This is a genomic window from Arthrobacter ginkgonis (assembly GCF_039540195.1).
Classification (GTDB): domain Bacteria; phylum Actinomycetota; class Actinomycetes; order Actinomycetales; family Micrococcaceae; genus Zafaria; species Zafaria ginkgonis.
In genome coordinates, this window is record NZ_BAABEO010000026.1 from 191287 (window position 1) to 205172 (window position 13886).

Here is a 13886-nt window from a genome sequence, read left to right on the forward strand (position 1 = left end):
GTGGGTCCTTATTCGACGGTGATGCCGTAGGTGTCGTGCAGCAGGCGCTGCACGTAGTGCTTGGTGGAATCCGAGACCGTGTAGGCCTCGGCGACGCGCTCGGGAAGGGTCTCGTCGGCGGAGATCGGGTAGCCGCCGAGGATCTTGTCCGCCCTGCCGTTGAAGGCCTGGTCCTCGGACATGGCGTGGGCCGAATCGCGCAGGAGGGCGACCGCCTTCTCCGGGGTGCCCTGGGGGACCCACAGGCCCTTCTGGTAGGTGTAGGTCAGGCCCAGGAGCGTCTTGTAGGCCTCGAACTTCTCGCCCGAGGGCGCCTGTCCGTGGATCTTTTCGTAGGCTTCGGCGACGGTGGGGACGTCGGGGAAGTTGGGGTCGCGGACCACGTTTCCGCCGGCGTCGAGCTGCCCGAAGGACATCAGCACGGTCGCCTTGCCTTCCTTGGCAATGCCTTCGACGGCGGAGGCGTAGGAACTGGTGGTCGTGTAGTCGATGTCCACCTCCCCGCGCTGCAGGGCCAGGTTCACCGGCCCGCGTCCTTCGAAGCCGAAGGTGGCCGTGGTGTCGGCCCCGAGGAGGTCGAAGGCGACCAGGGTGGTCAGGTCCAGCCCCGTGGCGCTGATGCCGCCGAAGACAAGCGGCTTGTCCCGCTCCACGAGATCGGTCACGTCCCCGACGCCCGCGGCGGTGCGGGCGTAGATGACGCCGCCGGTGCCGTTGACCAGGACCGGGGTGAGGTCCTCGAAGGAGTACTTGACCGCATCGCGGCCCAGGACCCACGGGACCACGGTGCTGGCGGTGCTGACCAGGACCTCGGTGCCGTTGGCGCGGGCCGAGGTCGCGAAGTGGTTCGACCCGGTGATGCCTTCGCCGCCGGCCTCGTTGGTGGGCGCGAAGCCGGGCGTCCCGGGGATGTAGTGAACCATTTCGGACCCGATGAAGCGCGCCCACGTGTCCGTGCCTCCGCCTTCGGCCAGGGGGATGACCATCTGGATGGTCTCCCCGGCAAAGTCGCCGTCCTCGGTGGTGGCCGCCGGGTTCAGCAGGCTTCCGCCGAAAATCGTGGTGCCCAGGCCCAGGGCGGCGAAGAGGCCGACGGCGGTGAGCACGGTGCGGCGGGAGTGCCGGGCCGGCTCGGCCAGCGCGGCGAGCGGCGAGGGCTCTTCCGAAGCCCGGAACGGTGCGGTTGGCACGAGGTCCTCCTGAGGCATTGGGGCGGCTCCGGTGCCGGGAACGGGAAGGGCGAGGGGCAGGCTGGCCCGGGCCAGGACGCGTGCGGTGCGGGTGGATCCGACGACGTCGCTGCCGTCGATGCTGCGCCGCCACGTGGAGATGGTGCCGGCGGGCGTGCGGATCTGCAGGTCCTCGCCCGCCGGGGCGCCAAGGGCGCGCTGGACGACGGTTCCGGCGGTGCCGGCGGCGATGGTGAGCCCGACGCTTCCGGTGATGGCCAACGCCGGATGGGGGTTGCCCATGGAAAGCATCATGATCTGCACGTCCGCCCGTTCCGAGGCGGCGGAGGAAGGATCGGCCGGCCCGGCAATGGCGAGTTTCGGAATGGCCCGCTCGGCCCCTTCGGGCGTCACGGCGAGGCCCATGGCCACCGCTCCGGCCCGGCGGACCGCGTCCAGCCGCTCCAGTTCCGGCAGGACCTCCAGGCTCCAGCCCTCGAACGGAACCCCGCCCAGGCCGGCGGTCTCCGCCGAGACGATCACCAGGGGCGCGCCGGCGTCGAGCAGGGTCGCCTGGACCTCCGCGCCCCCGACGGGAAGTGCGTCGACGGCGTTGCCGGTGGGCAGCAGCCGTCCGGTGGTCCGCCCGGCCGGGTCCACGAAACCGAGCCCGACGGCCGTTCCCGGGAAGGGGACACCCGGGATCGTGGTGTCCAACTGCGGGTCCCACTGGCCGTCAGGAGTGGAGACCCGCTGCAGGATCATCTGCCCGGTGTTGGTGTTGCGGGCCCGCACCAGCGTTTCGCCGCGCTGGGGCTGCACCCACCCCTTCTCCAGGGCGAACGGCGCGACGACGGCGGAGCAGTTGCCGCAGTTGCTGCCCCAGTCGACCTTGTTCTCGTCGATGCCCACCTGGGCGAAGGTGTATTCCACGTCCACGCCCGGTTCGGACGACTTCGAAAGAATGACCGCCTTGCTGGTGGTCGAGGTCGCGCCCCCGACACCGTCGACCTGCCGCGGGTCCGGGCTCCCATAGAGCCGCAGCAGCACGTCGTCGATGGGGAGGCCCGTGGCATCCAGATCGCCGCGTTCGAAAACCCAGCATTTGCTGGTTCCGCCGCGCATCCACACGGTGGGAACCGTAAGCGTGGTGTTGTTCATGTTCCGTCCAAACTGGTGCAGTAGGGCCGCCGGAATGTGACCTCCGGCACGATCTCTACTTCGATGGTGCGCCAAACATGATTGAATTACCATTTACCGCTTCTACTGCTCTTTGTAGAATTGCTAAATTCATCCTCCGCACAAGGGCTTGGCGGCTTGCTCCGGGGCGCTTCTCCCCGGAAAGGGGCCAGCACAACCACCTGCTTTGCCCGTTCGTCAAAGGACGCTTACACTTCTTCAAGGGCTTTAAGTATCGCTAAAGGACGGTTGGCCGTGCTCGATGTAAAAAGGCTGCAGGTGCTCCTGAAGGTGGTGGAAACCGGTTCGGTCAGCGCCGCGGCGGACGAACTGTTCTACACTCCTTCCGCCGTCTCCCAGCAACTGCGCAAGCTTGAGGAAGAGGTCGGGCAGCCCCTGCTGCGCAGGCATTCGCGGGGCATGGTTCCGACCGATGCGGGGCATGTCCTGGCGGGCCATGCCCGGACGATCCTTCGCCAGATGGATGCTGCCGCCGCGGACCTTGCGAGCCTGGCCGGCCTCCATGGCGGCAGCGTCAGCGTTGGCACGTTCCCCACGGCGGGAGGATCGTTCCTGCCCTTGGTCATCAGCCGTTTTCGCCACGAGTACCCCGCCGTGAAGCTGGATGTGCGCAGCCAGCGCCTCGAAGGGCTCGTGGACCTGTTGGGGCGCGGCGAGGTGGGGTTGTGCCTGCTGTGGGAATACGCGTGGAACCCCCTCGATCCGAAGGACTTCGACCTCACCCCGGTCTTCGACGAGCCCACGGTGCTGGTGGTCGGCAGTGAGCACCGCTTGGCCGACAGGACGCACGTGGCGATGGCCGACCTCAAATCGGAGCAATGGATCGTGCGCGCCGACGACCACCCCGTCGCGGAAGTCCTTGAACGTTCGTGCCGGGCCGCGGGCTTCACTCCGAGGATCTCGTTCCAGGCCAACGACTACCAGGAGGCCCAGGCCATGGTGAGCGTGGGCCTGGGCATCGCCTTGGCACCCTTTTCCGCGGTCGTCAACCACCACCCGGGCGTCAAGGTCCTCTCGCTCGGCGACGAGGCACCCTCCCGCCGGGTCGTGCTGGCCCAGCGGCACGATCGGGTGCGGGCGCCCGCGGAGGTGGCGTTCCAGTCGCTGCTTATGCAGGTCGCCGAGGAGTGGCGGCGCGATCTGGAGAACCGCGCGCTGTCCCAGCCGTCCTCCTAGCCGCCGGCATCGGCGCAGGTCGTTCAGGCTTGTTGCTTGTCAGTCCCGCCCCAGGCCCGACCGGTGGGCATGGCAGCGGCCCGTCATCCGGTGATGGCGGGCCGCTTGCTGCGATGGTTGCTCGCTGGAGCAGTAGAGCTGCGGTGCCTTAGATGAGGCCGGTGGGGACGAGCATGGCCCATGCCAGGACTGGAGCGACCAGGACGACCGCGCCGGCGTAGGTCATCAGCTGGCGGTAGACGCGCTGCCTATCGTTCTCGCGGGCGTTGGCGACGACCAGCGCCCCATCGGTGGAGAAGGGGGAGACGTCCACGACGGTGGCGGCAATGGCCAGTGCGGCCACCGTGCCGGAGGCACTTAGGGAACTGGTGGCCAGCAGCGGACCGGCCAGCGGGATGAAAGCCGTCAGCAGGGCGGTGGAGGAGGCGAACGCCGAGCCGATGCCGATCACGTAGCAGAGGACCAGCGCAACCAGCAGCGGTGCGCCCAGGGCCAGGGCCTGCTCGGCCAGGGTGTCGATCACTCCCACGTGCTGGAGCAGGGAGACGTAGGTGATCATGCCGGCGACCAGCAGGACCGTGGACCAGGAGATCCCGCCGATGAAGGTGTGGTGCTCCTTGATGTTGACCAGTGCCAGCAGGAGGCCCGCGGAGAGGGCGACGAAACCGATCGGCATGTGGAACCCGAGCGTGCACACGAGCATCACGGCGATCAGCGCCAGGGTCAGGATCTGCTGGCCGTGGGGGCGGGTGGAACGGGCGGCATCGATGTCGGCGTGCTGGCCGCCGTGGGCGTCGCGGAGCTTGCCCAGGAGGGCGAACGTGATGATGGTCAGGGCGGAGAGGATGAGGTTGAGCGTGAAGCTGGCGGCGAAGAGCGCCCCGCGGGAGATCGGGAAGCCGTTCTCCAAGGCGATGTCGTGCACCAGCACCCCGGCCACCGACAGCGGGGAGAAGCCGCCGGCGTGGGCCCCGTTGATGATGAACGCGCCCATCAGAACGGGATGGAGGCGCGATTCGTAGGCGAATCCGATGGCTGCCGGCGCCAGCAGGGCGACGGCGGCGGGGGAGAAGGTGCCCAGGGCGGTCAACATCGCGGCGATCAGGAAGAACACCCACGGCAGCAGCATCGTCCTGCCCCTGACCAGGCGCACGCAGGCCTGGACGACGATGTCGATGGTGCCGTTCCTTTGGGCCATGCTGAAGAAGTAGGTGACGCCGATGATCGTCAGCACGATGCTGGCGGGGAACTCCGCAAGGATTTCCTTGTCGCTCATTCCGAGCATGAAGTAGCCGACGCCGAAGGAAGCGACCAGGCCCATCACGCCGATATTCAGGGGCCATTTCGTCGCGACGACGAACATGGCGACGAGGATGACGAGCGGAATGATCTGGACCGCGGTCATAGACGGCTCCGCACTGGGACCGGAATCAAAAACCCCGCGGATCAACACCCACACGAGGAGCCCCAGCACCCCGAGACCCGCGCCCATCCACATCAGCATACGGCGGCGGCCACGGGACGCGACAGGTGCCGCATCCCCATCCTTGGCGCCCGCCTCGGGGGCCTCAGTGTCACGGATGGTCTCGGTCATGGTGGTCTCCTTGGAGATTGCCTCCCTGAAAGAGGCGGGAAATATCTGGTAACGCCCTGAAGAAGAGGGCGGAGAGGGCTGAAGGAGCCCTCCGGCAAGGGGTGGGCGTGCCCTTGTTCCCCACAAAGGACAGGAGCCGGGGCCGGGGCCGCCGTCTTCGCCGTCTCCGCGGTACCTTGCGACGACCGCGATCTGCGGGGCCGCAGCCTTGGAAGGCGGCTATACAAGAGCTTGAGCCACATCACACATTAAGGCAATGTTGAGATGATTCATCACTCTGTAGACATGCTTAAATCACGACCGATTGCCGCGCTTCAGGGCGGGTCAAGACATCCTTCTTAGGGCAAGATGCTGGGCGGACTTTGGGAAGGGGAATTTTCGGCGGGGGAGTGGCGTTTCTCACCCAGGGCATGTAGCGTGGAACTTGTGATTGGGAAATCCCAATAGGAATTTCCCGGTCCGCGGACAATGCAGCAGCCTGGCTTTCCGGCCGGCGACGCTGCGCTAACGAGACTGAGAGGAGGTGGGTTTGATGATCGACATGATCGCTTTCGAGGGAGTGTTTACCGCTCCGACCGGCCCAGGCCGACGTATCCGTGCCATCATCCCCGCCTCCGGAGCAGCGCACCGCTGCTAGCGCGTTCAGAGTAGTCCGTCGCGGACGCTGCTCCCGAGGCCCCTGGTTTCAGAGGACCCTCCCAAGGAAGAGCAGCCATCATGTCCACGAACACCCACTCCCTCATCTCGGGTCAGCCTTTTTCCGCGGAACTGATCTTCGCCGGGCCCGAGACGCTCAATGTCCGCTCACAAAGCGGCGTGAACGGCTCCCGGCAATCGTCCCCCGCTGCGGCCACGGTCCGCACTCCTTCCGCCTTCGCGCAGCAGGGGAGGTGATGACAGTGAAGCGCCAGTCCAGCAAGCGGAACCAGGCCGCCCCGAAGTGGTGGAACACCAGTTACAACCCCGAGCCGCGCCTCCGCGACGAGACCCAGATTCCGGTCCAGATGCTCCTGCGTGTCAGGTAGGAGCGGGATTGGGGGAATTTATCCACGGATTTGGATTTCTCACAAAACCTAGTGGTGCAAGTCACATCTACCGTGTAGAGTAAAACGCGTGATTGGGGGAGGCCCGGTGAGGACACTCCGGTCCACAGCGAAAACGCAGCCGGCCAGCAACGTAGCTGGGCGGTGGGGACACCCAAAAGAAATGGGTGGGACGAAGGGATGTTGTTCCTGACGCAGATGCTCCTGCGTGTTGGCAGGTGAGCGGTCCGCAAGGATCCTCGAACCGGCCAACACGCAGGAGGAACTATGGAACCGCCCACTGCGCCCATCACAAAGCCCGCCGGCCACCCCGGCGGGCTTTGTCGTGTTATCCCCACTGACGTTCCGCGGGCGTGTGGCGCCGCTGCCCCCGCGCAGGCGAACTCTGCTGGTAGCTTGGGTCGCAACGGCGCCGAAGCCGGGCACCGTTTTCCATCGACGCGGCTGGAAACCGGAAAGGCGGGGGCAGATGGCAACAGCATCGGCCACGGGCAACAGCGACCTCGACATCGCAGGGCAGGCCGTTATGCGGCCCATCGAAGAGATCGCCGCGGCCGCCGGAATCCCCGCCGATGCCCTGGAGCTCTACGGGCGGTACAAGGCCAAGGTGGACCCGTCCAGGCTGCCGCCGGTGCCGGGCAAGTCCCCGGGCCGGGTCGTGCTGGTCAGCGCGATGTCCCCGACCCCGGCCGGCGAAGGCAAGTCCACCGTCACCGTGGGCCTCGGGGACGCGATCGCGGCCACCGGACGGCGCACCGTCATTGCCCTGCGCGAACCCTCGCTGGGCCCGGTGTTCGGGCTCAAGGGCGGGGCCACCGGCGGCGGCCACGCCCAGGTGCTGCCGATGGAGGACATCAACCTCCACTTCACCGGCGACTTCCATGCCATCACCAGTGCCAACAACCTGCTCGCCGCGCTGATCGACAACCACCTCCAGCAGGGCAACGAGCTCGGGATCGACCCCCGCCGCATCACCTTCAAGCGCGTCCTGGACATGAACGACCGCGCCCTGAGGGAGATCGTGATCGGCCTGGGCGGCACGAGCGGGGGCGTCCCGCGCCAGGACGGCTTCGACATCACCGTTGCCTCCGAGGTCATGGCGGTCTTCTGCCTGGCCCGGGACCGGACCGACCTCAAGGAGCGGCTGGGAGCGATCACGGTCGGGCACACCCGCGAGGGCCGCCCGGTGACCGCCGGCGACCTCGGGGCCGCCGGGGCGATGGCCCTGCTGCTGCGCGACGCGTTCAAGCCCAACCTCGTCCAGACCATCGACGGCACCCCGGCGCTGGTGCACGGCGGACCGTTCGCGAACATCGCCCACGGCTGCAACTCCGTGGTCGCCACCGAGACGGCCCGCGGGCTGGCGGACATCGTGGTCACGGAGGCCGGGTTCGGCGCGGACCTGGGCGCCGAGAAGTTCATCGACATCAAGGCGCGGCTCGCCGGCTGCCAGCCCTCCGCCGTCGTGGTGGTGGCGACCGTGCGGGCGCTGAAGATGCACGGCGGCGTGCCCAAGGACCGGCTGGGAGAGCCGGACGACGCCGCGCTGCGCGCCGGCCTGGCCAATCTGGAGCGGCACGTGGGCAACGTGCGCCGGTTCGGGATCGAGCCGGTGGTGGCGATCAACCGCTTCGCGACGGACAGCGAGGCCGAGTTGGACCTGGTGGCACAGTGGTGCGCCGGGCGCGGGGTGGCCGTGGCCGTGGCCGACGTGTGGGCCCGCGGCGGGGCCGGCGGAGCCGAGCTGGCCACCCGGGTGCTGGAGGTCCTGGACCGGGGGCAGGAGGCGCACCCGCTGTACCCGCTGGGGCTGGACGTGGCGGAGAAGATCGAGACGGTGGTGCGCAAGGTCTACGGCGGGGGCGCGGTGGAGTACTCCGTCCAGGCCCTCCGCCGGCTGGCGGAGATCCACGAGGCCGGGCTGGACGGGCTGCCGGTGTGCATGGCCAAGACCCAGTACTCGTTCTCCGACAACGCCTCCCTGCTCGGCGCCCCCGAGGGGTTCACGCTGCACGTGAGGGACCTGATCCCGAAGACCGGAGCCGGCTTCATCGTGGTGCTGACCGGCGCCGTGATGACCATGCCCGGGCTGCCGAAGGACCCCGCGGCGCTGCGCATGGACGTGGACGGCGCCGGTCGCGCCGTCGGGCTCTTCTAGGCCGACGCCGACGCCCCGGCGGGCACCGCGGGGGCGAGCCGCCCTCCGTGCATGGTGGCGACGGCGTCCGTGAGCGGAATGTACTCGGTGTCGTGCGTGACCATCACGGTCGCCAGACCGAAGTCCCGCGTCGCCCGGGCCAGCAGGGCAACGATGGCCGCCGAGCGCTCGTGGTCCAGCGCCGCCGTCGGCTCGTCCACCAGCAGCACCTGCGGCGAGCCCATCAGCGCGCGGGCGATGTTGACCCGCTGCCGCTGGCCGCCGGAGAGCTGGTGCGGGCGGCGGTGCGAGGACTCCGCCAAGCCCACGACCTCCAGCAGCTCCAGCGCCCGGGCGCGCGAGGCGGCCGGGGAGGCCCCGCGCAGGTGCGCCGCGATCTGCAACTGCTCCACCGCGGTGAGGGACCCGAGGAGGTTGGGCTGCTGGAAGACGATGCCGATCCGCTCCAGGCGCAGCCGCGCCCGCTCCCGAGGCGCAAGCTCCGCGACGTCCGTCCCGCCGACCGCAACGCGCCCGGAGGTGGGCCGGGTCAGGGCGGCGGCGACGGCCAGCAGGGACGACTTTCCGGATCCGGACGGCCCGGCCAGGGAGAGGATCCGCCCGGCGTCGACGTCCAGGTCGACGCGGTCCAGCGCGCGCAGGGTCCCCTCCCCGTCCGGATAGTCGAGGACGACGTCGGTGAGGCTGAGTGCGGGGGTCATGGAGACGCCTTTCGGGACGGGGAAGGGGTCGGGGGGCGGGGAAGGGGATGGCGTGGTGGTCGGGGAGGGGCGCTCAGCTGCCGCCGAGCGCGGTCAGCGGATCCACCCGGGCCACGCGGCGGACCGCCAGCAGGGCGCCGGCCAGGCCGAGCAGGACGACTCCGGCGACGGGCAGGAGCGTGGTCGCCGGGGTAAGCAGGAACGGTGCGGCCTGCCCGGCGGCGAGCCCGCCGAGGATGCCGACCGCCCCGCCGGCGGCGGCGCCGGAGGCCAGCACGATCGTGGCCTGCGCCAGCGCGTCGCGCAGCAGGTAGCCGTCGGATCCGCCCAGCGCCTTGAGCACGGCGATGTCGCGGGTGCGCTGGATGGTCCACACGCTCAGGAACGCCACGATGACCAGGGCGGAGATCCCGTACAGGAACGCCTGCATCAGCACCAGCGACCCGTTCTCGCTCTTGTAGGACCCCAGCGCCTGGAAGGCGCCGCTGACGCTCGTCGTTGTGGTGTGCGCGTCCGCGTTGGCGAGCCGGGCGGCGGTGCCGTCCGCGTCCCCATCTGCCAGTTCGACGGCGATGGCCGTGGCGACCGGGCCGCCGGCGGCGTCGGACAGGTGGGCCACCGCCTGCCACGATTCCAGCGAGATCCACACGACCGGGGTGTGGGAGTACCACTGGTCATCGACCACCGCCGAGACGGTGAAGGGGATCCCGCCGAGTTCGATGCGCTCGCCGATCCCGGCGCCCGCGTCCTCCGCGGCCGTGCGGCTGAGCACCACCGATCCGTCGGCGACGGGGGCCGGGGCCAGCCGTCCACCGGCGCCGAACACCGCCACGTTGGCGGTCCCCTCGGCGGTCATTCGGGTCTGGCTGACGCCGAACGGCTCGGCATGCCCCACCCCGTCCGCCTGCCGCCACCGGAGCGCCTGGTCGGCGGTGACCTGCGAGTCGGTGAACGAGGCCTTGGGGGACCCGCCCGCCGGCGCCCCGAAGGCGACGGCATCGGCGGTGACGCCCAGGGCCCGGATGGCAGAGACGGACTGGTTGCCCAGGCCGGCCGTCAGCCCGGACAACAGGACCAGCAGCACGGTGATGAGGGCGACGACGCCCGCCATGAGCAGGAAACGGCCCCTTGCGAACCGGATGTCCCGCAGTGCCAAAAACACGATGCTTCCTTTCAGTCGGAAGAGTGGAGAGATCGAGGATGTCGGATCCCGGTTTTCCGGGCCACCACCAGCCTTCCGCCGATCGGCGCGGCGGACATCGTGGAACCGGTTGGTTCCGCGCCGGCAAAGGGTTGGTCCCGGAGTCAACCGATCGGTTGACGCCCGCGGCCGGAGCGATCGCTACGCTGGTGTGCATGCCTGCACCCCACACCCCCGGCGGCACCCCTACCCCCGGCGGCCATGGCGACCGGTCCCTGGTGCTTGGTGCCATGCGCGTGGGCCTGCACGTGGGCTTTGCCGCGCTGCTCGCCTTCGGGGTGGCCCTCACGGTGTGGGGAACCCCCTGGACCGCCACCACTTGGGCCGTGCTGGGGATGTCCGGCGTGCTGGCGGCGGTCTACCTGGCCGGAACGCTGGCGGAGAAACACCATGCGGCAACCGGGCGCGGACCCGATCCGGCGCCGTACGCCCACTGGTGGCTGACCACGGTGACGCTGCTCTGGGCGGGCCTGGTGCTGGCCAGCGGGGCCTTCGCCTGGCTGGCCTTCCCGCTGTTCTTCCTCCACCTGCACCTGCTGCGGCCCCGCCACGCCGTGGCCGCGGTGGCCCTGCTGACCCTGACGGTTGCGGCGTCCCAGTGGTGGCACTCCGGCCGCCTCGAGCCGGCGATGGTCGTCGGTCCGGCGGTCGGCGCCGTCTTCGCGGTCCTCATGGGGACGGCCTACCGCGTGCTCTACGAGGACGGGGAGATCCAGCGCCGCGCCGTGGAGGAGCTGCACAGCACCCGCACCGAACTGGCCCGCTCCCAGCACGAGGCCGGGGCGCTCGCCGAGCGGGCCCGGCTGGCCGGGGAGATCCACGACACCGTCGCCCAGGGCCTGTCCAGCATCGTCCTGCTCTCCCGCGGCACCGCCCGTGCCCTGGAGGCCGGCGACCCGGAGGGCGCCGTGGAGCGCCTGCGCCTGGTGGAATCCTCGGCCTCGGACAACCTGGCGGAGGTGCGCCGGTTCGTCCGCGGGCTCTCCTCGCCGCTGCTGGACCACGTAGAACCAACCCAGGCGGGCCCGGAAACCACCGGGCCCTTGGCTCCGAGCCTGCGGCGCCTGTGCGCCTCCACCGAGCAGCGGTCCGCGGCCTCGGGACGTCCCCTCCAATGCCGCTTCGTCCTCGAGGGGAACCCCGTCCCGCTCCCGGCAGCCTACGAGGCCACGCTCCTGCGCGCCGCCCAGGCGAGCCTGGCCAACGTGGCCGCCCACTCGCAGGCGCGCTCCGCCGTCGTCAGCCTGGCCTTCCTGGGGGAGGACGTGACCCTGGACGTGTACGACGACGGGATCGGGTTCGCGCCCGCGCGGATCGGCCCGCGGGCGGACGGGACCGGCTACGGCCTGCCGTCGCTGCGCGAGCGCGTCGCCGGGCTCGACGGCAGCCTCGAGGTCGAATCCGCCCCCGGGGAGGGGGCGGTGGTGGCGGTGCGCCTGCCGCTGGCGGGCGGAAAGGAAAAGGCATGACGGGCATCAGCGTCCTGCTGGTTGACGACCATCCGGTGGTGCGGGCGGGGCTGCGGGCCATGCTCGCGGACTTCGGGGACGTCGAGGTGGCCGCGGAGGCCGCGGAAGGTGAGGGGGCGCTGCGGGAGCTGGACCGTCTGGAGACGCTCGGCGTCCGCGTCGACGTCGTGCTGATGGACCTGCAGATGGGGGCGGGCCTGGACGGGGTGTCGGCGACCAGGCGGATCCGGGAGCGCGCCGCGGCCGGCCGGACCGCACCGCCGGTGCTGGTCCTGACCACGTACGACACCGACGCGGACATCCTGGCGGCGGTGGAGGCCGGGGCCGCCGGCTACATGCTCAAGGACGCGGACCCGGAACGGATCCGCGAGGCCGTGTTCGCGGCCGCGTCCGGGCGGACCGCCCTGGCGCCTGAGGTCGCGGCCCGCCTGATGGGACGCATCCGCGAGCCCCGGCCGGCCCTGAGCGCCCGGGAGGTGGAAATCGTGCAGCTGCTGGCCTCCGGGATGGCGAACCGGGCCATCGCCCGGGAACTGTTCATCTCCGAGGCGACGGTGAAGACCCACCTGGTCCACATCTACCGCAAGCTGGGGGTGGACAACCGCACCGCGGCCATCGCGGAGGCGGCACGCAGGCGGATCATTCGCGCAGGGTAGCGTGGGGCTCCGCAGGCAGGACGACGGCGGGCGGTCGCTTGGGATCTGCCGCGCTGCTTCGGCCTGCACTGTTTTGGTCTGCACTGTTTTGGCCCGGGCCCGTTTCGTGGGGACGCGGGTTTGGCCCGTCAGGGCACGCGGGCGGGAATCGGGTCCGGGGCCTTGCGTGCCAGGCTGCGGGCGGTCAGGAAGAGCGCGGCGGAACTGGCCAGGACCAGCGCCGCCGCGAAGGCCAGCGTGGCCGGTTCCTCGGAGAGCAGCTGCGGGATCCGCCGGCCCGGCGCCAGGGTGGCGAAGGCGAAGGCGATCACCGTGCCGATGTAGGAGCCGATCATGTTCCCGCGGTGGCTTTGGATGCGGCGCCGGATGGCCGAGACCAGGCCGAGCGTGACGGTGAGCAGGGTAAAGGCGGACAGGCCGTGCAGCCAGGTGAAGCCGCCGTCTCCGCGGATCCAGAAGCTGCTGATGCACACGTAGTACATGGCGCCGACCCAGCTGTACCCGATCATCCGGTGGGCCCTGTCCTTTTTCCGGCGGAAGATGTTGGCAGGTCCCAGCACGATCACGTAGCCGGCCGCGATGGCATGGGTGGCGATGAGCCAGTTCCAGTGCTCCATGATTTTAGGATAGTGTAACTATCCCATTCCGTCGACGGGCGGCCCCGGGGGCCCGCGGGCTGGCGGGACCGCAAGTTCAGGAGGAGACGCCCATGCAGCTGAAGGAACTCAGCAGCCGCAGCGGCGTGAGCAGCGCGAGCATCAAGTTCTACCTCCGCGAGGGACTGCTGGCTCCGGGCAGCACCGCCGCTTCGCCGCGCGCGGACTACGGGCCCGGGCATCTGCGGCGGCTGGAGCTGATCAAGGTGCTGCGCGGGGTGGTGGGGCTGGGGCTGGCCAGGATCAAGGAGATCACCGGCGGCATCGACGATCCCGGCCTCGACGACGTGGACCTGATGGGCCGGGTCCAGGCCCTGGTCCTCGGCCTGGCGGAGGATCAGGTTCCGGAGCACCCGCTGATGGCCGGGCTGGTCGGTCCCGGCCGGTGGGCCGATGAATCCTCCCCGGCGCGGAATTCGCTGAACCTGCTGCTGCACCGGATGGACCAGCTGGGCGTGCCGGCCGATGCCCGGGTGCTGGCGGCGTACGCGGCGGCCGTGGACCAGCTCGCGGCACTGGACGTGGGGCACGCGGAGCAGGCGGCAAGCAGGGACGAGTTGGTGATGACGGTGGCGGCGGGCACCCATCTGTACGGCGAGCTGCTGCTGAAGATGCTGGCGGTGGCCCAAGCCTCGCGGGCCATGCGCGGTCCCCGGGGCTGAACGGGACCGGGATGCCGGCATCCCTGAGACGGAACTTCCCCGGACACACAACGACGGCGGGTGGTTGCCCGGAAAGGCAACCATCCGCCGTCGTGTGCTCGGTGTTTGTGAGCGCCGGGCCTTAGCGCTCGATGTCGCCGCGGATGAAGGCTTCGACCTTCTCCTTGGCGATGTCGTCGTTGTATTGCTCGGGCGGGGATT

The 13886-nt window shown here is 69.9% G+C and carries 12 protein-coding genes; 7 read left to right on the plus strand and 5 right to left on the minus strand.

From position 1 onward, the window contains the following. Positions 1 to 8 precede the first annotated feature (8 nt). Positions 9 to 2330: a PrpF domain-containing protein gene (locus ABD912_RS20345; protein ID WP_345153782.1), complete on the minus strand. Its 2322-nt coding sequence runs from the start codon at positions 2328 to 2330 to the stop codon at positions 9 to 11. A gap of 273 nt (positions 2331 to 2603) precedes the next feature. Here ABD912_RS20345 and ABD912_RS20350 point away from each other — a divergent pair, with 273 nt between their 5' ends. Beyond that, entirely contained in the window at positions 2604 to 3545 is a 942-nt protein-coding gene (locus tag ABD912_RS20350; protein WP_345153785.1) for a LysR family transcriptional regulator, read from the plus strand. Between the two features lie 148 nt (positions 3546 to 3693). Here ABD912_RS20350 and ABD912_RS20355 read toward each other — a convergent pair whose 3' ends face one another. Beyond that, positions 3694 to 5049 carry an SLC13 family permease gene (locus tag ABD912_RS20355; RefSeq protein ID WP_425548116.1) on the minus strand — a complete coding sequence of 452 codons (1356 nt, stop codon included), beginning with the start codon at positions 5047 to 5049 and terminating at the stop codon, positions 3694 to 3696. 807 nt (positions 5050 to 5856) lie between these two features. On the opposite strand from ABD912_RS20355, the gene ABD912_RS20360 reads away from it, so the two are divergent. The 3 genes from ABD912_RS20360 (at position 5857) to ABD912_RS20370 (ending at position 8340) form a co-directional block, all read left to right on the plus strand. Next, positions 5857 to 6033, plus strand: a complete 177-nt coding sequence (locus ABD912_RS20360; RefSeq protein ID WP_345153789.1) for a hypothetical protein — start codon at positions 5857 to 5859, stop codon at positions 6031 to 6033. Then, on the plus strand, positions 6033 to 6164 hold the full coding sequence (locus tag ABD912_RS20365) for a hypothetical protein (protein WP_345153791.1): 132 nt from the start codon (positions 6033 to 6035) through the stop codon (positions 6162 to 6164). The genes ABD912_RS20360 and ABD912_RS20365 overlap by 1 nt, the downstream gene beginning before the upstream one ends. 487 nt (positions 6165 to 6651) lie before the next feature. Next, positions 6652 to 8340 (plus strand): formate--tetrahydrofolate ligase, encoded by a 1689-nt coding sequence (locus ABD912_RS20370; protein ID WP_345153792.1) that lies wholly within the window; start codon positions 6652 to 6654, stop codon positions 8338 to 8340. Here the strand turns inward: ABD912_RS20370 and ABD912_RS20375 are convergent. Together ABD912_RS20375 and ABD912_RS20380 are read right to left on the minus strand one after the other, a co-directional pair. After that, entirely contained in the window at positions 8337 to 9041 is a 705-nt protein-coding gene (locus ABD912_RS20375) for an ABC transporter ATP-binding protein (protein ID WP_345153793.1), read from the minus strand. The genes ABD912_RS20370 and ABD912_RS20375 overlap by 4 nt on opposite strands. 73 nt (positions 9042 to 9114) lie before the next feature. After that, complete coding sequence (locus ABD912_RS20380) at positions 9115 to 10203, minus strand: ABC transporter permease (protein WP_345153794.1); 1089 nt, start codon at positions 10201 to 10203, stop codon at positions 9115 to 9117. 194 nt (positions 10204 to 10397) lie between these two features. On the opposite strand from ABD912_RS20380, the gene ABD912_RS20385 reads away from it, so the two are divergent. Together ABD912_RS20385 and ABD912_RS20390 are read left to right on the plus strand one after the other, a co-directional pair. After that, on the plus strand, positions 10398 to 11711 hold the full coding sequence (locus ABD912_RS20385; protein ID WP_345153795.1) for a sensor histidine kinase: 1314 nt from the start codon (positions 10398 to 10400) through the stop codon (positions 11709 to 11711). Beyond that, positions 11708 to 12367: a response regulator transcription factor gene (locus ABD912_RS20390; protein WP_345153796.1), complete on the plus strand. Its 660-nt coding sequence runs from the start codon at positions 11708 to 11710 to the stop codon at positions 12365 to 12367. The genes ABD912_RS20385 and ABD912_RS20390 overlap by 4 nt, the downstream gene beginning before the upstream one ends. A 128-nt stretch (positions 12368 to 12495) precedes the next feature. On the opposite strand, the gene ABD912_RS20395 is transcribed toward ABD912_RS20390, so the two are convergent. After that, a complete protein-coding gene (locus ABD912_RS20395) occupies positions 12496 to 12984 on the minus strand; it encodes a DUF2306 domain-containing protein (protein WP_345153797.1) in 489 nt (162 codons plus the stop codon). A gap of 92 nt (positions 12985 to 13076) precedes the next feature. On the opposite strand from ABD912_RS20395, the gene ABD912_RS20400 reads away from it, so the two are divergent. After that, positions 13077 to 13685 (plus strand): MerR family transcriptional regulator, encoded by a 609-nt coding sequence (locus ABD912_RS20400; RefSeq protein ID WP_345153799.1) that lies wholly within the window; start codon positions 13077 to 13079, stop codon positions 13683 to 13685. Positions 13686 to 13886: the final 201 nt, after the last annotated feature.

Excerpts from the sequence above, each read along its gene's own strand:
- ABD912_RS20390 (WP_345153796.1), top strand. The coding sequence starts at position 11,708 with ATGACGGGCATCAGCGTCCTGCTGGTTGACGACCATCCGGTGGTGCGG.
- ABD912_RS20395 (WP_345153797.1), bottom strand. The coding sequence starts at position 12,984 with ATGGAGCACTGGAACTGGCTCATCGCCACCCATGCCATCGCGGCCGGC.
- ABD912_RS20375 (WP_345153793.1), bottom strand. The coding sequence starts at position 9,041 with ATGACCCCCGCACTCAGCCTCACCGACGTCGTCCTCGACTATCCGGAC.
- ABD912_RS20345 (WP_345153782.1), bottom strand. The coding sequence starts at position 2,330 with ATGAACAACACCACGCTTACGGTTCCCACCGTGTGGATGCGCGGCGGA.
- ABD912_RS20360 (WP_345153789.1), top strand. The coding sequence starts at position 5,857 with ATGTCCACGAACACCCACTCCCTCATCTCGGGTCAGCCTTTTTCCGCG.
- ABD912_RS20400 (WP_345153799.1), top strand. The coding sequence starts at position 13,077 with ATGCAGCTGAAGGAACTCAGCAGCCGCAGCGGCGTGAGCAGCGCGAGC.
- ABD912_RS20385 (WP_345153795.1), top strand. The coding sequence starts at position 10,398 with ATGCCTGCACCCCACACCCCCGGCGGCACCCCTACCCCCGGCGGCCAT.
- ABD912_RS20365 (WP_345153791.1), top strand. The coding sequence starts at position 6,033 with ATGACAGTGAAGCGCCAGTCCAGCAAGCGGAACCAGGCCGCCCCGAAG.
- ABD912_RS20355 (WP_425548116.1), bottom strand. The coding sequence starts at position 5,049 with ATGCTGATGTGGATGGGCGCGGGTCTCGGGGTGCTGGGGCTCCTCGTG.
- ABD912_RS20370 (WP_345153792.1), top strand. The coding sequence starts at position 6,652 with ATGGCAACAGCATCGGCCACGGGCAACAGCGACCTCGACATCGCAGGG.